Source organism: Streptomyces lincolnensis, assembly GCF_021173675.1.
Classification (GTDB): Bacteria; Actinomycetota; Actinomycetes; order Streptomycetales; family Streptomycetaceae; genus Streptomyces; species Streptomyces lincolnensis_B.
In genome coordinates, this window is record NZ_JAIHON010000017.1 from 35,732 (window position 1) to 56,328 (window position 20,597).

Genomic DNA, 20,597 nt, shown 5'->3' on the forward strand with positions numbered 1-20,597 from the left:
ACTAGAGTCTCCTCTGCGGATGGGAAGAATTGAGTAGCCAACCGGCGATATTCTGAGAGTCATTGGCCGGCACGTCAACTCCACCAGCCCTCAAGATTCTCGCGCAATAGGTCACACAGTTGTTTGTATCGTTGTCATGCGGACCGAGATTTACATCCTCCATAGCGTACTGAGCTCGCTGCGCATTTCTTGCGTTGGGAAGCGGGACCCTGACAACAATCGTGCCAGGCGAGTGGGGTCGAGTGCGGACACCAGGAACCGAATTCGATCCCGGCTGCGAACCTGCCTCGGTGTGCATCGTCGTGTCTCCATGCGTAACCGAGACGGACGCGTGTCCCTCGACATCGTCGAAGTAGACATCCGCATACCCATCGTTGCAGTTGTGAACAAGTACCGGTGTGGCCCCCGCCAGCACATAGTACGTGTGGTAATCGCTGACAGTGAGGTTGTGAACAGTGGCCCGCTCGGTCCGGCGCTCGATGGTCGTGATCTGAACACGCGTGCCCGTGCCCGTCTGAAGCCACTGCCCCGCCCTCAGATCCGTCGCATCGATCCAGTCCGCGAGTTCGGGGACCCAGAAGGGGTGGCCGTCCGTGGCGGTGACCGTGGATGTCTTCGTGCCCTTGGTGCCGTCGACGTCGACGGTGAGCTTGACGAGGTTCTTGGCGCCCTTGCCCTTGATGGTGGCGTCGACCGTCTTGGCCTTGGTCTTGCCGGTCTTGGGGTCGGTGGCCTGGACCTTGTCGCCGGGCTTCAGGTCCTTGATGGCCTTGGCGGTGCCGTCGGCGAGGAGGACCTTGGTCTCGGGGGTGAAGCTGTTGCTGATGGGGCAGGAGGCTCCGCCTCCGCCGCCGTCCCCACCTCCGCCGCCGCCTCCGCTGTCAGCCTTCTTCGCCGCCTCCGCCGCAGCCTCGTCCGCCTTCTTCGCAGCCTTCGCCGCGTCGGCCTTCTTCTTCCAGGACGCCATGTCCTCGGCGTACTTGGCCATGGCGGCGGCGTCCTGGTCGGCGCGGCGCATGGTGCCGATGGCCCAACGGACCTCGTCTTCCCACTTGTTGTAGGCGCTCCATGCCCGGTCGAGTGCCTTGACGATCCGCTTCGCCTTGCCGGCCCACGGCACCGCCGCTTCCAGCGCGAGCATCGCGCAGGTGCCCAGGTCGCCGCCGATGCAGGAGACGACGTCGTTGTAGCCGCTGGCGTCCTTGAGGACTTCCATGGCGATGCGTTTGACGGCGTCCATCTTGCTCTGCTGTTTCAGCAGGCGGGCCCGCTCGACGTCCTCCTGACTCACTGTGGGAACGGGCTTGGCGGGGGCCGGAGGTACAGCACCTCCGCCGCTGTCGCTGCCGTCCGAGTACCCCTTGTCGCCGCCACCGCCGCCTCCGGAGGAGCCGCCGCCGACCGGGACCCGCGTCCGGCAGGCCTCGTCCGCGCAGAACGCGCGCCCCGTCGGGTCGGAGAACGTCACCGGACTGTTGTTGCCGTAGGCGTAGGGGTTCATCGTCTGCGACTCGGCCGTGTCCATCTGCGGGTCGACCGAGATGAAGCGGCCCAGTGAGGGGTCGTACTCGCGTGCCCCGAGGTGGGTGAGCCCGGTGGACTCGTCCATCGTGCCGCCGAGGTAGCCCCTCTCCCCGGGCCAGGTCGAGGGCTTGGCGCCACGTTCCTCGCCGAACGGCGTGAACTTCCGTCGGGTCACCGACTTGCTCGCGGCATCCACCGATGTCGTGGCGGTGCCGTTGCGGTCGGGGAGGAGGTACGAGGTGGTGATCTTGCCGCCCTCGGCGGTGCGGACCATCGTCGGGCCGGCCGGGTGCGTGTAGTAGCGGGTGCCCTTGGCGACGGCTCCGTCCTTGCCGAGCTTGATCTCGGTGCCAGGCAGGTAGAGCGTCGTACCCGAGGGGTCACGGCGGATCAGGCGGTTGCCGCCCGCGTCGTACACGTACGACGTCTTCTCGCTCCCCTTCTCCACCTGCTCGAGATGTCCCTCGACGTCCCAGCTCAGGATCTGCGGGGTGGGGTCGACCTCGGGGCCGGTGCCCGGGGCGGCCGTGTTGTCGACGGTGCGCTTGGTGGTGTTGCCCGCGCCGTCGTACTCGAAGGTGTCCTTCCGCTCGCCCTGCGGCCCCTTGGTGAGGACACTCTCCAGCCGGCTGCCGGTGGACAGGCCCTTGGCGTAGGTGTAGGCGCTGGTGATGTCCTTCGCCGTGTTGCCGCCCGGGTCGTGCCGGACCTCGGTCTGCCGGTTGCCGACCGCGTCGAAGGTGTACGAATGCCAGTACGGGTCCGGCCCGCCCACCTTCGGCCCGGCGCTCACGCCCGGAGTCGGCTTGGCCGCGCAGTCGTCCGTCGCCGTCCAGGCGTCGGTCATCCGGCGCTGGTAGTCGTAGGCGAAGCACTGGGTGTCGGTGGTGGCGGGCGTGGGGTTCGCCCCCTGCGCGTCCGTGATCTTCAGGACGTTGCCGACCTGGTCGTACGCCGTGCGGGTGTCGCTGATCCGCGTGGTGACGACTGCGTCTCCGACTGTCGACTCCTGGTCGTGGACGGTCCGGGTCGGTCTGCGGGTCTGCTCGTCGAACTCGTGGGTGCTGAGGAGTTGTTGGGCGAAGGTGCCGATGTGCGTGCGGAGGACGTCGCCCAGCGGCGTGTAGTTCGTGGTGGAGACGAATGTCTTGCCCGCGACCGACATACCGGTGACCTGATCGAAGCCGTGGTAGCCGAAGGCGACCCGTTCAGAGGGAAGGCCTCCAGCCGCGGGGTGAGTGACGGTCTGTGGCAGGCCGACGGTCGTGGTGTACGTGTTGGTGTACGTGTAGTCCCCGGCCAGTTTGCCCTCGGACGCGGGGATCGTGATCTTCGAGCCCCGTGGACGGTACTCGGCGTCGTACCCCGTCACCGCCTGCGTGTACGCGTTGCCGTCCACGTACCGGGTCGACGCGACCGGCAAACCGAGTCCGCCCGGCAGCGTGTCGTAGGTCTGCTCGGTGAGCTTTGTGCCCGTGGCCACCGAGCCTTCGTGTGTCGCCTTCGGTCGGCCGATTTCGTCGTAGGCGAAGGCGATCTTCCTGCGTGGAGTGCGGCCGTCGGAGACCGACTCGACGCGGTCGCCCTTGTCGTAGGTGACGGTTGTCGTGCCCTTGTCCGGGTCGCGCGTCTCGTGCAACCGACCGCGGAGGTCGTACTTGTACGACCAGACGTTGCCCGCCTGGTCGGTCACCGACTCCAGGCGGCCATGGGCGTTGTACTTGTAGGCGGTCCTGTCGAAGGCGGTGCCGGTCGGGCTGTCGCCCTTGAACTGCTGGAGCTGCGTCTTGCGGCCCTTGGCGTCGAGGAGTGACTTGGTCGGGGTGTCGCCGCGCGGCGGGTCGACGGCAACCCAGTCACCGCCGTACGAGGTCGTGGTACGCCATGTCTCCACGCCGAACTTCCGGGCGATGGTGGCGACCGGGCGCCCCATCCCGTCGAACTCGGTGCGGGTCGAGGACGGCACCTTGTTGTCGTCGGACGCCCAGAGCTGGGGTTCGGGCTCCTTGTCGTTGAAGTAGGCGCCGTTCTCCTTCCACACCAGTCCGCGGCTGTCGTAGAAGGTGTCGGTGATGGCCCGGCCGCTGTCGATCGCCTCCTGCTGGGTCTGGCGCAGGCGCAGCAGTCCGTCGTAGATGTCGTGGCTGACGCGGTAGTCGCCGCGCTCCAGCAGCTTCTTGTTGGTGATCACGACGGGGCCGTCGGGTCGTACGTCGTAGCTGAACTCGGCGTCCGGGATCTGCGTGGTCGGATTCCGGTCGGGCGACCACACCTTCGTGAGGCGGCCGAGCGCGTCGTACTCCATGACGTTGCGGCGCTCGTTGGCGTCCTCCTGGGCGAGCACCAGGCCGCGGCCCGGGTCGATCTCCGTGGCGCTGGCGTGGCCGAGGGCGTTGGTGGTGACGACCTTGGTGGCGACGGAGCCGGAGGGCGGGGTGTACTGGGTTTTCGTCGTCTTGCCGTAGATGTCGGTGGCCGAGGTGGGGCGACCGTACGTGTCGACGGTCGTGGTGCCGGTCAGCGAGTAGACGGGTTTTCCGTCGGTGTACGCGGACAGCGACTCGGCTCTGTCGACGTTGCCCTTGGCGTCGTAGTGCAGCCGCTTGTCGTCGATGACGTCGTCCGGGCGCTTGACGTCGGTGGCGTCACAGGCCTTGGCGGTGGTCTCGATCCGGGTCTGGAGGGCGATGATCCACTGCTTGGTGTCCTCCAGGTACTCGTACCTGACGCACGAGTTGTCGTCCGTCCTGCTCAGGTCACCGTGGTCGGTGGTGTGCTGGATCAGGCCGCGTTCGTCGAACTTGTGCTGCACCTTGGTGCGCCGTTGCTCGCGGTCCCCCGACAGGATGGTGCGTGAGGCGACTTCGGTCGTCCCCTGCACCCACGCCTCCAGGGGCGAGGCGCCCTCTCGTTTGCGGGTCGCGGTGGGACCGTGCCGCCAGGGTGTGTAGAGGGTCGCGGACTGAAGGGCGCCGTCTTCGCCGTTGTAGTAGAGGGTCTCGCGAAGCTGGCCCGCGAACTCCTCGTGGTCGAGGGCCTTTCCGCCCTCGCTGTCCACGATCGTCGCGGAACGGCGGCCTCCGGGTTCGCCAGGCTGCTTGTCACCGTCCATGCCGCGGAAGTACCGGTTCTCGACCAGGGAGCGCTTTTCGGGGGCGGAGCCGACGAGGGTTCGTACGCGTTCGTAGCCTCGCCACTGGGACCAGGTGCGGACCTTGTCGCTGACGTTCTCGCTCTCGTCGTCGTACGCCCAGGCCGGTGTGCCGACGTATTCGTATCTCGTCCTCTTGGTCGGCGAGATGTTCCTGGCGTCCTCCTCCCGTATCTCCTCCACCCGGTGCTTGTGGAACCAGTCGGTCTTGTAGACCTTCTTCCGGCCGGTGGGATCGGTGGGATCCGGGGTCTCCAGTACGACGGGGTAGCAGCGCAGGGTGTTGGACTCGGGCGCGGAGGGGAGTTTCTTCGGCGCCTTGGCACTGCACTCGGGCTCGGCGTACTCGACGGCGATCCGGGCCCCGGTCTCGGTCGTGATGACCTCGACGCGCCAGCGGAGGTACGGCGGGTTGCCGTCGGCGTTGTTGTCGACGCGGTTGGGCAGTTGCTTGCCCTTGAAGGTGACCGGCGGCAGGGAGATCGGGGTGCCGTTCTTGCCGGTGTGCCGGATCTGGGAGAGCCACAGCGGGTACTCGCCGTTCACGCCCCCGTCTCCGGTGGAGGGGAAGTCCTGGGTCAGGGTCCAGCTGTCCACGGGCTCCGGCTTGCCGTCCTTGAGGACCCAGGTGTGCACGCCGGTCAGCAGCTTGCGCGTGAAGAAGGCGGGCGCGTAACGGTCCTTGCACTCCTTGCCCGCGTCACAGAGCTGGTCGGCCGGCACGTCGGGCCAGTTGCGGGCGACCTCCGGTGTGGCCTCGTCGGTGAGCTTGTCCTCCTCGCACTTGAAGGCGGTGGTCTTCAGGCAGCGCTCGCCGATGCCGAAGGTGACCTGTGCGGGCGCGGGTGCGAAGGGGTTCTCCTCCCGCAGCCCGTAGGAGATCTTCTTCAGCCAGCCGCCGCGGTCATAGGGGCGGCTGGTCGACTTGCCGTCCTCCTGGACGTTGGAGCCGTAGTGGTTGCGCTCTTTGGTGTACCAGTACGTCATCACGTTGCCGCGCGGGTCCACGACGTAGTCGAGGTTCCAGCGCCAGGCCTGGTCGCAGACGGCTTCGGCGTAGGCGGCCTTGTAGCAGGGCTCACCAGGGTGATTGCCGTAGACCGGCACGTTCCAGGTGGAGTTGGTGATGGTCCTCTGGTCCGGGTCGGCGGTGTCCCACCCGGGGAGCCGGTGACGCCCGAAGTGGTACTGCACGCCCTTGGCGTCGGTGACGACCCAGTACTCGGTCTCCTTGTCGCCGTTGCCGATCGCCCCGGTCTTCAGCTCCACGCGGGAGCCGTCGTCCGCGGCGGGCCGCCACGTCTTGTCCTTGTCGGACAGGACCAGCTGGGTGGACGAGCCGTTCAGCGACATGGTGACCACGGGCGGGCCCTGGCACAGGTCACCGGTGGGGTTCTTCGGGTTGTTGTAGCCAGAACCCTCTTTGCGGTCCTCGGCGCACGGGAGGTACGTCCGCTCGATGAAGTTGGAACCGAGGTCCCAGCCGTCGCCGACCCAGGATGCCTGCTGGGAGGTGGCGGATGTGCGTCCGTCGACGCTTGCCGAGGAGTAGCTGAGCGCGAGGCTCGGACCGGGCCCGCCGAGCGAGGCGGGGATGTCCATGGGGTACGACCAGCTGAAGTCGCCGGAGGCTCCGCCGCCCTGCCAGGCACCTGAGGGGCTGAGGGACGTGGCGCGGTAGTCGCCGTTGGTGCCCTGGGCTCCCGCGGCCGCGGCGAGGACCATGGCGGGCGCCGCGGTAGTACGCGACGAGCGCGCGGCCACCGGGGGGACGACGGTGGCGGTCAGCGTGTCGGTCGCCGCGTTGTTGCGGGTGGTCACCGGGGTGCGCTTCTGGCACTCGGGCTTCCCGGGAGTGGTGAGCACGCATTCGGGCAGCGCCACGAAGGTGAGCCGGGAGCCCCAGTCACCGCCGTAGGCGTTGCGGAAGCGGCGGTAGTCCAGGTCGACGGTGAGGGGAGTGGTCGCGGGAGTGTCCGCGGTGGCGGAGTCGGCTCGCCGGACCTTCAGCAGCAGGCCGTCTATGCCTGCCTTCGAGGCGAGGGAACGATCCTTCACTTCGACCTCGACCTCGGCCCGCGCGATGCCCGTGGCCCTCTTTCCCGCTCCGGCGGTGAGGCGAACAGGGAGGGATCCGGCCTGGACACGCGCGCCCGCATTCAGGGTCACCGAAGCCGCACCGGGTTTCGGCCAGGTGAGGGCGGGATTCCCCTTCCAGGAACGCTTGGCCCCGGAAAGAAGCGAGGAACCGCGGGCTTGGCCATTCTCGCTGAGCTTGGCCGGTTTACCAGGGACATTGGTCAACCGCTGCAACTCCGGCAGCTTTCCGCCGACCGCCGCCTCAGCAGCGGGAAGGGCTGGAAGACCGGTGACCAATAGCGCCGGGATGAGAGATGGAATCAGCCATCTCAGCGCCTTCCGCGCCTGTCTGCGGACATGAATCGGCCCCCCACGTAAACGCATGCCGGAAACTCCCCCACCTACAGCAATCCTGGTCGACTCCGGACCGTACACCGAAGCGTCACAGCATGTACACAGGATCGGCAGCGTAAAATACGGGCAAACAGATCAATTTACAACATGTGACTAAAATCGTCGTCGCCGCTTTACTCATCGCGCAGGACACCGCAGCCTGCTAGAAATCAACGGGAGGGGTCGGACCAACCCTCGGACCAGACTTCGCGAACACAAGGGGGATTCTCCGTGATACACGCGGCGAGTAAACACCGAAGACGAGGAAAAAGAAGCCGAAGAATAGCCTCTTCGGCCGCCTTGACTGCTATTATCGCAAGCCTTCTGAGCTGGTCTCCTACGACAGCTTCAGCAGCAGTCGAGAAAGAAAGTGATGTTCTTTCTGCGGCGAACCGGAGCAACGGAAGAAATTCCGACGAGACCACCGCGCACAAACGGGCTACCGAAACCGGCAACCGCGTAGAAATTGTCTCCCGTCGCACCGAGACGGAGGAAGTGTTCGCCAATCCGGACGGCACCGTCACAGTCGAACGGTCACTCCTTCCCGTACGCGTACGGCAGCAGGGGAAACTTGTCCCCGTTGATGCTTCCCTGGCCGTCGACGAGACCGGTCGTGTGGCTCCCAGAGCCACCGGGACCAGGCTCTCCTTCTCCAACGGCGGAGACGGACATCTCGCCACCATGGCCGAGGACGGCCGCGAGATCGTGCTCTCCTGGCCCGAGCCCCTGCCGCGCCCGCGGCTGGACGGAGACACCGCCACCTACCCCGAGGTACTCCCCGGGGTGGACCTGACGGTAAGCGCGGCAGGTGAATCCTTCTCCCACGCATTGGTCGTCAAGAACGCCGAAGCCGCGAAGAATCCGGAGCTTGCCGCCATCGATTTCGGTCTGACCGGGAACGGTGTCAGTCTCGCGGCGGAACCGGACGGTGAACTCCGTGCTCTCGACCCCACGGGCACACCTGTCTTCTCGGCTCCCAAACCCAGGATGTGGGATTCCGCCGAAGCGTCGGCGCTCTCCGGCAGGACCATCCGGAAGAACGACGCCCATGTGGTGCGACCGTTGAAGGACGTGCTCGACGGCGCCGCGGACGGCTCCCATCAGGCAGACCTGGGCGTCGGTCTGTCGGGCCGCAAGCTGACCCTGAAGCCCGATCTGGAGATGCTCGCCGACCCCACCACCGTCTACCCGGTCGTCATCGACCCCGTCTGGGCCAAGGACGCCTGGAAGAACGCCTGGTCCATCGCCTACAAGCACACGGCCTACCCCGGTTCCGAGAACACGGTGTACTGGAACGGCGGAACGCTGTCCGACGACGCCCGGGTGGGCCACGCCAACGACACCCAACGCGGTGGCACGATCCGCGCCAACACCTACTTTCGGATCCCCACCTCGAAGATCTGGGACAAGCAGATCCTCGAATCGACACTGCGGATCAAGCAGACGTACGCGGGCTCCTGGTCCTGCAAGTCGGGTGACATCCGGGTGCACACCGTCGGCAAGAGCCTTCCCACCAACATCAGCTGGAACAACCAGCCGACCTGGGGCGAGCTGGTCGACTCCTCGGGCGAGTCCTTCGGGGGCCGCAACTGCCCGGCCGACAGCGCCGGTCTGGTGGAGTTCGACGTGACCTCGGCCATCAGCAAGGCGTCCAAGAGTCACTGGGGCAACTGGGCCTTCGTTCTGTCGTCCAAGACGAACACGATCGACGTCTCGTATCGCAAGTTCGATCCCAACTCGGCTCGTGTGTCGACGCGTTACAACACCAGGCCGTCGGTTCCCACCGGGCGCTCCACCAGCCCGTCCGTGCCCTGCGCCGGTGGCACTTTCGGCACCACGGACCACGTCACGCTGCGCGCGAAGGTGAACGACGCCGAGGACAACAGCCTGACGGCTGAGTTCCAGTACAAGAAGCAGGACGCGACGAAGTGGACCTCGCTCAAGGAGAAGGCCACACGCGGCTCGGTCGCCGGCGTGCGCATCGACGGAAAAGCCCTCGCCACGGGGGCGTACGAATGGCGTGTACGGGCGCATGACAGCACTCCGAGCAGCAGCGCCTGGGCCGGTACCTGCACGTTCTCCTACGACAAGACCCGTCCGTCCAAGCTGCCGGGCGTGGCCTCGAACGAGTTCCCGGAGGAGAAGTCCGGCGGACCGGCCCGCACCGACGGCACCTTCGTCTTCACCGCGGGCGGGGTCACGGATGTGACCGGTTACGAGTGGTGGACGGATTCCGACAGCAGGGTCAGGACCGTGAAGGCCACCAAACCGGGTGGCCCTTCGGCGAACGTGCCGTACAAGCCGCTCAACGCCGGGCCCCAGTACATGTACGTACGCAGTCTCGACGCGGCGTCGAACCGGTCGGACCTCAAGGAGTATCTCTTCTACCCGGTGGGGAAGGCCGAGCGGGACAAGCCACGCGACCTCAACGGCGACGGGACGACCGACCTGTGGTCGGTGGACCCCGGTGACGGCGCGCTGTGGGTCCATCCGGGGCAGGGCAGCGGCAAGTTCGGCGTGGGACAGCAGGCATACGACGATTCGTTCGGCGAGACGGTCACCACGCACTGGGGCAGCTGGAACGAAGAGGACGGGTACGAGGACCTGATCGCCCTCCAGCCGGGCATCGAGGACCCCGCGCGCAAGGAGCTCTGGGTCTATGAGAACCGCGGCGACGGTGAGCTGCGCCGTGAGGAAGCGAACCGTCGCGAACTGACGGCGATCGAGACCGCGTTCAATCACTGGAGCAACGCGGACCAGGTTCTGGCCATCGGCAGCATGAACAACGACACCCAGGACGCGGGCGACACCGAGATCACTGACGCGGACGTCCCCGACCTGCTCGTCAAGTCGGGCGCGGAACTGTGGCTCTACCTGGGCACCAGGGACGACACCGGCGTCATCGACAACGTCCCGCCGATCTCCCTGGGCAACGCGGACTGGCAGGACATGACGCTGATGGCCCCGGGCGACCTGAACAAGGACGGTCTGCCAGAACTCTGGGCGCGCAACGCCAAGACGGGGAAGGTGCACCAATACACCAGCCGCCGCAACCCGGTGGCCAGTGACACCACGGTCGCGGACCTCACCGTCTACGCGGAGCCCGGCCCTCGCACCACCTCGATCGGCACGGGATTCACCACCTCCGCGTACCCCCATCTCGCCACCAGCGGTGACTTCGAGAACGACGGCTTCGCCGACCTCTGGGCACGGGACGGGGAAGGCAGCTCGGTCGAGTTCCCGGGTCAGGCGCTCACCGGCGGCTCCGCCTTCGGTGCCGCGCGTCCGCTCGTCACGGGCGGCACGCCGTGGGCGGAGTGCGAGGCGTTCACCTCGCAGGCCACCGGCAAGCACACGTTGTGCGGTCCGCTCCTGGCCAAGTTCCGGGTGCTTGGCGGCACGGCGAAGTTCGGCCACCCGGACACCGACGTGCTGACGCCGTCCGACAAGACGGGGCGGTACGCGCACTTCCGGTCTCCCGGGGCCACCGCCGTCAACCGTTCGCTCTACTGGCACCCGGACACCGGAGCGTGGCCGGTCACAGGCGGCATCCGGACCAAATGGGCGGCCCTCGGGAGCGAGAGCGGAATTCTGGGCTATCCGGCCTCCGACGAGCGGGCGACCGGTGACGGTGAAGGGCGCGTCACCCTCTTCCGCAAGGCAGGCCGTCCCAGCGCCGTCTACTGGCACACCGACATCGGCGCCTTCGAGATCCACGGCCACATCTACGCCAAGTACAAGGAACTCGGCGGCCCCGCGTACATGGGTTATCCGATGACCGGCGAGAAGAAGACATCCCCGAAGGCCGGCTCCTATCAGCGGTTCCGGTTCCCCGGACAGCAGGACTACACCTCGTCCATCTACTTCAGCGGCACGACGGGCGCATGGCCGATCCGCGGCGGTATCCAGGACAGATGGAACGCTCTCGACGCGGAGAACAGCTGGCTGGGCTTCCCGACCTCGACCGAGTACGAGGTGGCGGGCGGCAAGCGCGCCGACTTCGAGAACGGCTACATCCGCTGGAACCGGACCAGCGGCGTCACCAAGGAACACAAGCCCGAGGACAGGACCGCACATCTGCGGACCGACCTCTCGGGGGACGTCAACGGCGACGGCCGTACCGACATGATCACCGTCTACGACTACGAGAACGCGTCGACCGGTATCCACGTGTCGACGGCCACCGCCGGTGGCGGTTTCAACGCGCCCGACGACGAGCCGGCATGGACCAGTTCCCGAGCGGGTTACGACTACTCCCGCAGCAAGTGGGCGGCCGGTGACTTCAACGGCGACGGACGCGCCGATGTCGCCGGGTTCCTGGAGAACGCCGACGGCAGCATCACCGTGTGGTCGTTCCTCGCCTCACGCGAAGGCACCTTCGACGACACCAAAGCCCTTGTCCTCCCCAAGGGAAGCTGGACCTGGGGGAAGACGACGCTGCTCGCCGGAGACGTCAACGGTGACAAACGGTCCGACCTCGTCGCCTTCTACGACTACGGCAACGCCACCACGGGCGTCCACAAGCTGCTCGCGAAAGCGGACGGGACATTCGACGCCCCGGTCACCATGTGGAAGAGCGAGGCCCAGGGCTGGCACTACGACCATGGCAAGTACGCCATCGGCGACACCAACGGCGACGGACGCGAGGACCCCATCGCCTTCTACGGCCACAACACCGGCGCGGTCGCCCTGTGGACCTTCCCGGTCACGGCCGACGGCGTCGTCACCAAGCCGTTGAGGTCCTGGAACGTCGCAGCGGGCACGTGGGACATCGACCGCGTTGAGCTGGCCAGCGGGGACTACAACGGGGACCGACGCGCCGATGTGGCCGTGCTGTACGGGGAGGACAAGGGCATAACCGGCCTTCGGACGTTCCTGGCCAAGGCCGACGGTGGTTTCGAGGCACCGCTGAGCAGTTGGCAGAGCGACGAGAGCAAGTGGTACGCCGTCAATTCCGGGCAACCCCTGTCCGGGGACACCGGAGGCGACGGCCGCGCGGACGTCTTCGTCCTGTACAACTACGCGGTCGGCTCCAACAGGGCGTTCACGTTCAGCAGTCGCGAGGACGGCGGGTTCGACGGTCCGCGGGGCTCCTGGTACGCGGAGCCCGGGACCTGGTAGGGGTTGGGCTGCCGGCGGCTACGGCCGCCGGCAGCGCGCCCCCGGTCGGTTGTCAACCGCCCGGCTCGGTCTCGGTGTTGGTGGTTGTCGGGTCGGTGGTGGTGGGAGGGGCGTCGTCGGTCTCGGGGGTGTGCTCGTGCTGCTTCTTCAGGGCGAGTTCCTTGGCCAGCTTCTCGGAGTGGAGTCGCATTTCTGCCTCGGTTCGGAGATCGAACATTGGTGCCTCCTGTGAGTGAGAGGGGGGTTGGTGCTGGTGCGCGACTTTGCGGTTGGGTACGGCGAATCGCGTCACAGGGGAAAGGGAGCAAGGAGGAACGGCCGTCGCCTCTCGCTGGTGTCACGCGGAGGCGTCAGCGGCGTGGAGCGCTAGAAACGAGGGCTGCCGCTGTGTTCCGGGAGGGTGCGGGACGGGGTGGGTTCGGGTTCGAAGGGAGTTCCCTGCCTTGCCATCGTCGCACCTCCAAGCGGGGTCTCGGGCAGGCGAGAGGCCTGCCGCCGTTCAGCGTGGTCGTCGGCGCGGCGCTTGGCCGGCGCGGACGGGTATTTGCTTGAAGATTACCCTAAGGGGGCCGGGCGCGTCACGGGTAAGTCACGGTTGCACACAGGTAATTGGCGTGGTGTTCATCTGCGTGCGGTCGCCCAGTAGTCCCGGGCCGGCAGTTCGACCCAGTGGTCCGGTGGGCCGAGTACGGCTCGGGCGTCGGTCAGGCGTAGGCCGACGTAGGCGCAGCAGTAGGCCACCGCGCCGGTGTGGAAGAGGTAGTTGGCCAGGACGTCGTCGGGGGTGGAGTCCGCGTCGGGGCCGCCGGCCGGGTGGAGGTCCGAGCCCTCTATGACTCCGTCGCGGGTGATGCTGCCCTGGTTGCCACTCTTGGGGTTGGCGTACAGGCCGTAGGAGACGGTGCCGCGGGAGAGGCGGGTGTGGATGCCCGGCATCGACGGGGCGTAGCCCCAGGGCTGGGTGACGACGCAGCCGCCGGGCACGGTGGTGACGCCGACGAAGTTCAGGATCTCGTCCATGTCGTAGTCGTACGGGGACTCCATGACCTCGGCCAGGAACTCGGCGTCCGCCGGGGTCGCCTCCAAGCGGCGGATCGCCTCCTCGGCGTCGATGCCGGCCACGCAGGCCAGACCGATGCCGTCCTCGTGGAAGGTGCCGAGGGCCTTGACGAGGCGGTTGCCCTCCTCGGCCGCGGCGCGTTCCCGTTCGGTCAGGCCGGGTTCGCCCTCGGGGAGCGGGAACAGGTCAGGGGTCGGGCCCGCCAGGGCGAGTCGGCCCGGGGACCAGCCCCCGATCAAGGGGCGCCAGGGGTCGGCTCCGGCGGCGACGAGGGCTCGGGCGTTGTCGGGGCGGCGGTTCATGACGGCCTGCCACAGGGCCGTCGAACCGTCGGGCTCGCGGGCGTCCACGTCCGAGACGCGGTGGGCCAGTTCCGCGACGACCTCCGGGGAGCCGTAGGTCGCCGCGCGGTGCAGGGCGAAGCCCGATCCCCAGCCGTGCGGGTCGGCGCCCTGGGCGAGGAGCCGGCGGATGGCCTCGATGTCCTGCCAGTCCCGCCCGTCCCGCCAGGTCAGGCCCTCCCAGCCGGAACTCCCCGAGCTCCTGGAAAGGCCGGACTTTCCGGACTTCCCGGAGTTCCGGTTCCAGCCTGCCGCCGGGCCCACCAGACCCGTCGGCTCCGTCTCCCCTGTCATGATCCCCCTCCGCCCACTCGCGCGTGCTGCGCACACCCTCGCAGACGGGTCTGACAGTCCGGCCTCCCCGCAGTCCGCCGGTCAGCCCGTTGGCGGGCTGACCGGCGTACCGACCGGTGGGCTGTCGACGGTCTACCGGAGCAAGGGCGTGCTCACTTCCGGCCCGGCGCCTTCCAGGGGTCCGCCCGGCGGGCGAGGGTCCGTGCCTGGCGGCGTACGTCCGGCGGGAGGCGGTGGAGGAGGGTGCGGGCGGCCTTGCGGACGCCGGGTGCGGCGGTGGTGCTGAGCAGGAGGCGGTCGGAGACGGTGGCGTGGCCCGGTCGGCCGACGGCGAGCCGGAGTTGGCCGCCCGGGCCGCCCCAGGTGGGGATGACCAGGCGCGGTGGGGTGGCGACCTTCGTCGTGGTGAGACGGGGTCCGTCGTCGTCGCGGGCGACACGGGCCCGGCGGCCGATGCCGAGGAGCTGGACGCTGGCCCACACCAGGTGCGTGCCGGGGAGCATCGCCTCGCCGCCGGCCAGGGTGGCGGGGTCGATCTCGGTCTCTCCGGTGAGGACCACGCGGTGCCGGCCGCCGCCGAGCGGTTCGGTGCGCGGGATGAGGTCGACGTCGGGGAACCACCACAGGTCGCGGGCGGTGTCGTGGACGAGCAGTTCACCGTGGGTGTGGCCGAGGGGGTGCGGGGACTCCCAGCCCTCGGCGCCCTCGATGCCGGCCAGCAGCTCGGGATCCATGAGGAGGCGGCCGTAGCGCTCGACGAGGGTGAGGGGTTCGCCGTCGGCGCGGACCAGGGACATCGTGGTGGAGACGACGAGCCGGCCGGATCTCCAGCGGACGTCGTCCACGGTGACCCGGGGTCTGATGCCCTGGGTGCGGCGGGCGAGTTCGACCAGGGAGTCGAGGTGGCCCTCCTCCAGCAGGTGTGCCCGCAGGCCGCTGATCGCCGGGAGGCCTTCGCGGACGCCCGGCGGGTAGGCGTCCAGGGCCATCTTGCGTACGACGTCGAAGTAGCGCTCCAGGGCCTTGCCCTTGCGCTGCAGGACGCGGGGCTCGCTGACCGGGCGGAGGAGTTCGACGCGGTAGGAGCGGCGCAGTAAGTGGTCCTGGAGCGGGCCCGGTTCGGTGCCCTCCTTGATGGCCTCCACCACGCCGCGCAGATGGCCGTAGTAGTCCTCGGGGGTGGCGGCGCGTCCGCTGTTGTTGCCGCCGTCGTCCCGGCGTTTCCAGATGTAGCAGGGCTGGTCGGCGAGGATCGAGACCGTTTTGGCCCGGACGTAGGCCTGGGCCATGAAGAGCTGGTCCTCCAGGCGGACCGGGCCCTCCGGGAAGGTCAGGTCGTGGGTGAGGAGGAAGTCGCGGCGGAACATCTTGTGCGGCGTGAGGCTCTCGAAGAGCGGCGCGTCCTCGGCCGTGCACTTCTCGACGGTGCGTTTGAAGACGCGGCTGGGGCCTGCCATGGTGCCGATGACCTTGCCCAGGACGATGTCCGAGTGGTTGCGGGTGGCGAGGCGGTGCAGGTGTTCGAGTGCCCGCGGTGTCAGTTCGTCGTCCTGGTCGACGAACTGGACGTACTCCCCTCTGGCCAGGCGCACTCCCACGTTGCGCGGTTTGCCGGGCCAGCCGGAGTTCTCCTGGTGGACCACGCGGACGTGCGCGTGCTCGGCCGCCAGTTTGTCCAGCCGCTCGGCGGAGTCGTCGGTGGAGCCGTCGTCCACGTAAATGATCTCGTACTCGTCCTTGCCCAAGCTCTGATTGAGCAGCGACGGTGAGCACAGTTCGATATAGCGGCCCGCGTTGTACACGGGCACGACAATGCTGACCTTGATCATGAAAGCCCCCCGGCCCCGATCCCCTGTTCCCCTGTTTTCCCCCTGACACCGTCCGAACGTTCGGAATTCGACAAGAGTTCCCCAAGAGTTCCTCAGAGACGAAATATCGTCTGTCAGGCGAGAAATGACGTGATCAGCCCGTACAACGCCTCCGGCTGATCAAGGTGTACGTCGTGCGCGGCGCCCAAGACGACGACGTGCCGGGTGCCTGTGGGGCGCCGAGCGAGCATCGTGGACGGTTCGTCGGGGCGCATGGTGCCGTTCGCGCCCTCTACGCCGGTCCCGCCTCGACGAGGACCAGCGAACCCACCAGGTCCGGGCGGGCCGACGCCAGCAGCATCGCCGTATGGCCACCCAGGGACTGGCCTATCAGGGTCACGGGGGCGAGCGCGAGCTCCTCGATCAGGGTGACGGCGTCCTGGACGTGGGCGGCGCGGGTGACGGTCGGCGGGCGGAGGGTGCTGGCGCCGTGGCCACGGGCGTCGTACGAGACCACTCGGTGCCCGGCGGCGTGCAGGCGGGAGGCGAGGTCGTCGAACTCGCCCTGGTGGCCTGCCAGGCCGTGCAGCATGAGGACCGGGTGAGGGGCCGGGTGGGGGTGGGGCGGGGGCCGGTCGCGGTAGGCGATGCGGGTGCCGTCGGGGGTCGTGAGGTGGGTGGGGGCGGGTGGCGTCACGCGTGTGTCCTCTCCTGCGCGTTGGCGGCGACGGGAGGTGCACCACCCGCCCCGTGTCCGTCAGATCGCCGGGGCGAGTTCCGCTCGACCGAACAACAGAGCGTATCCGTGCGGGAGTTGGAGCAGGATGCGGTCCACCAGGTCGTCGCCGACCAGGGACGGGAGGACGCTCAGGACCGAGCTGACGTCCCAGCGGGCCGTCGCCGGGGTGGCGCCCCGCACGCGCGCGGCGATCGCGTCCACGAACTCCGCGGCCGTCAGCGGACGGGTCGCCGGGATCTGCGACGCGACCACGCGCGCGGCCTCCTCGGGCAGGGCACGGGCCAGGTCGACGCGTTCGTCACCGATGACATGGCCACCGAGGGCCGACAGGACGATACGGATGACACGCTCCGCCTCCGCGGAGGTCGGGTACTGGCCGGCGTCCCGCACCGCCGCGACCAGGTCGGCCCACCGGGGCCGCTCCTGCGTCCCAACCATCGGGTCCATCCCGTCCCTGCCGTCCTTCTGCCGTGACGTGGCGGGGCGGTCGCTCAGCACGGTCACGTCGGGGTCCTCCTTCTGACACTCTTCAGACACTTCAGGCACTTCACGCATCTAGAACTTTTCGGGCATGTAAGACGCTTAGATTACTTCGATTGCTTCGGTTCCTTCGGATTCCTGGGGTTCCGGAGTGTCCATGGGTGCCGGACGCGGCACCCATGGAGTTCTCTCAGCCGCTGATCTGCTTGCGTTCGCCGCTGCCGCCCGTGATCTGGATGCGGCGCGGCTTGGCCTGTTCGGCCACGGGGATGCGCAGCGTGAGGACGCCGACGTCGTAGGAGGCGTCGATACGTTCCGTGTCGAGAGTGTCGCCGAGGAAGAGCTGGCGGGTGAAGGAGCCCGTGGGCCGTTCGGCGACGATCAGTTCCGCACCCTCGGGGGCCGGGTTGCGGCGTTCGGCACGGACGTTCAGGACGTTCCGCTCGACGTCCAGCTCGATCGTCTCGGGGTCGATACCGGGGAGGTCGAAGTGGACGACGAAGTCGTCCCCGGACCGATAGGCGTCCATCGCCATCGCCGAGGGGCGGGTCGTGGAGCCGAAGACCTGCTGCGCGAGGCGGTCGAATTCACGGAAGGGGTCCGTACGCATGAGCATCACGGTTCACTCCTTTCCTCAGGCGTTGCCTGTGCGATGCCCTACGGCTTCTTATATAGCTCGGAGGAGAAAACTTGACAACCCCAGACTCAGGTTCGCGGGCGGGAAAGGACCCGGCGTTAACCTCGGGAAACCTCGGGGCGCACCAGACAGCAGGAGGCAGTGATGGCCAAGGTTCCCAGCGCGGTGGTCGCGGCGAGCGGGCTCGTCGGCGGGTACGGCGTGGCTCGCTGGACCAAGAAGCGGCCGCTGGGCGGCGCCGTCCTGGCCGTCGCCGGGGCCGCGGCCGCCCAGCAGTGGCGGCGGCGGGCCGGCGGCAAGGCCGCGGGCGCGCTGACGGCGGCCTACGTCGCCGCCTTCGCCGGATCCCACCCGCTGGCCAAGAAGGTGGGCGCCTGGCCGGCCGTGTTCGGAGCCGCGGGCGCGGTGGCACTGGCGTCGTGGGCGGTGGCGGACCGGAACGGCTGAGCGGCGACACGCGGCACGGCAGGACGCCGTCGGCGGGCCGCTGGGCCTGCCCGCCGGGTTCGGCCGCAATCCGGACGCGCTGCGGGACACCCTGCGGGCCGGCGGTCACGGCTCCTCGTACACCCGCTGCTCTGACGGCATCCCCTCAGCGGGGCCGGTGGGTCAGCACGTTCACCACCCGCCCGTTCGGATCACGGACGAAGAAGCGCCGTACGCCCCACTCCTCGTCGTGAAGCTCCCGTACGACCTCCGCGCCCGAGGCCACGACTTGGGCGTACACCGTGTCGACGTCCTCGACCTCCACGCTCAGGTCGGGGACGACGGGTCCGGTGCGTTCCTCGGTGAAGAGGCTGATCTGGGCGGTGGGGTTGGCGGGCGAGGCGAGGGTGGTCACCCAGCCCATGGTCATCACCTCCTCGAAGCCGAGCAGCCCGTAGAAGTCCCGGCTGCCGGCGAGCGCCTTCTCGGACGCGACCTGGATGTTGGGGACGATCCTGCGAACGGTCATGACCACGGCTCCTCACGTCGGCCCACGTCTTCATCCACTTCCACTTCCACTCCCGCTTGCTGCTTCCCGCTGCCCGCTCTCACTTCCGGTTTCGCTTTCTGTTATCCGCGGTCCCACCCTCGCGTCTCCTCACCGTCCCAGCCACCGGCACGCGAGGAATGACGTACGTGACTTCACTGATCAGCCGCCGCGGCATGCTCAAGGCGACCGGAGCGGTCGGTATCGCCGCGGCCGCCACGACCGCGCTCTCCGCCGCCCCGGCCGCGGCCGCCGGGGCCGCCTTCGTCCACCCCGGTCTGCTGCACACCGGATCCGACCTCGCCCGTATGGCGACCAAGGTGAGGGCCGGTGCCCAGCCGTACACCGCCGGCCATGCCCGGCTGACGGCCAACCGGCATGCGCAGAGCGGCTGGACGGCCCGTCCGCAGGCGACCGTGGTCCGGGGCGGCACCGGCCAGAACTACACGATCCTCTACAACGACATCCACGCCGCCTACCAGAACGCCCTGCGCCACCACGTCGGCGGCGACAGCGCCCACGCGGACACGGCCGTCGCGATCCTCAACGCGTGGTCGGCCAAGCTGACGGGGCTCGCCGGGAACGCGGACCGTTTCCTGGCCGCCGGGCTGTACGGCTACCAGTTCGCCAACGCCGCCGAACTCGTCCGCGATCACCCCGAGTTCGAGCTCGACCGGTTCCAGGAGATGCTGAGCACGGTCTTCGCTCCGCTCAGCGACAGTTTCCTGGCCGAGCACAACGGTGCCGTCATCACCAACTACTGGACCAACTGGGACCTCGCGGCCCTCGCCTGCGTCCTCGCCTCCGGCATCTTCTGCGAGGACAAGGCCCAAGTCGCCCGCGCCGTCGACTACTTCAAGCATGGCGCGGGGCTCGGTTCCATCAAGCACGCCATCCCCGTCGTCCACGACGACGGACTCGCCGAGTGGCTGGAGGCCGGGCGGGACCAGGGGCACGCGCTGCTCGGGGTCGGGCTGATGGGCACGGTCTGCGAGATGGCGTGGAACCAGGGCATCGACCTCTACGGCTACGACGACAGCCGGTTCCTCAAGGGCGCGCAGTACGTGGCCAAGTGGTGTCTCGGTGGTGAGGTGCCCTTCACCGCCAACACGCGTGCGAAAGGTGCCGTCAACGGTTGGTCCGGGGCCGAGACCGTCACCCAGGCGGCGGGGGTCGATCCGGGGATGCAGCGGCCTATCTGGGCGATGATTTCCAACCACTACACCAAGCGGCGGGGGTTGTCGGCTTCGTACGTCACTCGTATCGCCGCGAAGGCTTCGCCCGAAGGGGGCGGTGGGGATTACGGGCCCAACAGTGGGGGGTACGACCAGCTCGGCTTCGGGACGTTGGCGTTTACGCGGGACAAGGTGACCGGGGCGGTGGGGTCGTCGCCGGGGGCGGTGGCGTCGGGGGGTGGGGCGAGTGGTCCTTCCGCCTCTGCGTCTGGCTCCGCCTCTGTGTCTGCCTCTCGCTCTCCGGCGGCGGGGAGTGACCTTGCGGCCACTGGGGCCGACTCCGTCGTGGGGTGGGCGGCTGCGGCGGGGATCGGGGCGGTCGCTGGGGGGTTGTTGTTTCTTCGGCGGCGGGATCGTGTGCGGGGCGCTTCGCGGGGCGGGGTGTGAGGTTGCGGGTCGTGTGCGGGTGAGTGGGGGCTGGTCGCGCAGTTCCCCGCGCCCCTAGGGGGGTCATGGTCGTCGTAGGTCCGAGAGTGCGGGCTTGGCGCCATCGGGGGTGCCTCGTGCGGTCGTGGGGCGAGTGCGGGTGCGTTGTGGCTGGTCGCGCAGTTCCCCGCGCCCCTTAGGTGGGTGCGGGTGCCGTGCGCCCATGGGGGGTGCCACGTGCGGTCGTAGGGCGAGTGCGGGTGCGTCGTGGCTGGTCGCGCAGTTCCCCGCGCCCCTTAGGTGGGTGCGGGTGCCGTGCGCCCATGGGGGGTGCCACGTGCGGTCGTAGGGCGAGTGCGGGTGCGTCGTGGCTGGTCGCGCAGTTCCCCGCGCCCC

Annotated in this window: 11 protein-coding genes; 3 read left to right on the forward strand and 8 right to left on the reverse strand. The window is 68.4% G+C overall.

Annotation, left to right across the window (positions count from 1 at the left end; all coding sequences use genetic code 11):
• Window position 1 precedes the first annotated feature (1 nt).
• On the reverse strand, window positions 2-6,844 hold the full coding sequence (locus K4B79_RS39225) for a polymorphic toxin-type HINT domain-containing protein (RefSeq protein WP_232032203.1): 6,843 nt from the start codon (window positions 6,842-6,844) through the stop codon (window positions 2-4).
• A gap of 918 nt (window positions 6,845-7,762) precedes the next feature.
• Here K4B79_RS39225 and K4B79_RS48425 point away from each other — a divergent pair.
• Window positions 7,763-12,268 (forward strand): FG-GAP-like repeat-containing protein, encoded by a 4,506-nt coding sequence (locus K4B79_RS48425; RefSeq protein ID WP_232032204.1) that lies wholly within the window; start codon window positions 7,763-7,765, stop codon window positions 12,266-12,268.
• A gap of 52 nt (window positions 12,269-12,320) precedes the next feature.
• Here K4B79_RS48425 and K4B79_RS39235 read toward each other — a convergent pair whose 3' ends face one another.
• The 6 genes from K4B79_RS39235 to K4B79_RS39260 all read right to left on the reverse strand — a co-directional run bounded on the left by K4B79_RS39235 (window position 12,321) and on the right by K4B79_RS39260 (window position 17,606).
• The gene (locus K4B79_RS39235) at window positions 12,321-12,485 is read right to left on the reverse strand and encodes a hypothetical protein (protein ID WP_232032205.1); all 165 of its coding nucleotides are present in this window, start codon (window positions 12,483-12,485) and stop codon (window positions 12,321-12,323) included.
• Between the two features lie 404 nt (window positions 12,486-12,889).
• Window positions 12,890-13,963 carry an ankyrin repeat domain-containing protein gene (locus tag K4B79_RS39240; RefSeq protein ID WP_232032206.1) on the reverse strand — a complete coding sequence of 358 codons (1,074 nt, stop codon included), beginning with the start codon at window positions 13,961-13,963 and terminating at the stop codon, window positions 12,890-12,892.
• A 152-nt stretch (window positions 13,964-14,115) separates the two neighbouring features.
• A complete protein-coding gene (locus tag K4B79_RS39245; RefSeq protein ID WP_232032207.1) occupies window positions 14,116-15,792 on the reverse strand; it encodes a glycosyltransferase in 1,677 nt (558 codons plus the stop codon).
• A 271-nt stretch (window positions 15,793-16,063) separates the two neighbouring features.
• Window positions 16,064-16,468: an alpha/beta fold hydrolase gene (locus tag K4B79_RS39250; protein ID WP_232032208.1), complete on the reverse strand. Its 405-nt coding sequence runs from the start codon at window positions 16,466-16,468 to the stop codon at window positions 16,064-16,066.
• Window positions 16,469-16,528: 60 nt separating this feature from the next.
• Window positions 16,529-16,957, reverse strand: a complete 429-nt coding sequence (locus K4B79_RS39255; protein ID WP_232032333.1) for a DUF2267 domain-containing protein — start codon at window positions 16,955-16,957, stop codon at window positions 16,529-16,531.
• A 223-nt stretch (window positions 16,958-17,180) separates the two neighbouring features.
• Entirely contained in the window at window positions 17,181-17,606 is a 426-nt protein-coding gene (locus tag K4B79_RS39260; protein WP_232032209.1) for an Hsp20/alpha crystallin family protein, read from the reverse strand.
• Window positions 17,607-17,771: 165 nt separating this feature from the next.
• On the opposite strand from K4B79_RS39260, the gene K4B79_RS39265 reads away from it, so the two are divergent.
• Complete coding sequence (locus K4B79_RS39265) at window positions 17,772-18,074, forward strand: hypothetical protein (RefSeq protein WP_232032210.1); 303 nt, start codon at window positions 17,772-17,774, stop codon at window positions 18,072-18,074.
• Between the two features lie 145 nt (window positions 18,075-18,219).
• Here the strand turns inward: K4B79_RS39265 and K4B79_RS39270 are convergent, their stop codons facing one another.
• Entirely contained in the window at window positions 18,220-18,582 is a 363-nt protein-coding gene (locus tag K4B79_RS39270) for a VOC family protein (RefSeq protein ID WP_232032211.1), read from the reverse strand.
• A gap of 194 nt (window positions 18,583-18,776) precedes the next feature.
• Between K4B79_RS39270 and K4B79_RS39275 the strand changes: the two genes are divergently transcribed.
• Complete coding sequence (locus K4B79_RS39275) at window positions 18,777-20,222, forward strand: alginate lyase family protein (protein ID WP_232032334.1); 1,446 nt, start codon at window positions 18,777-18,779, stop codon at window positions 20,220-20,222.
• The last annotated feature ends 375 nt before the right edge of the window (window positions 20,223-20,597 follow it).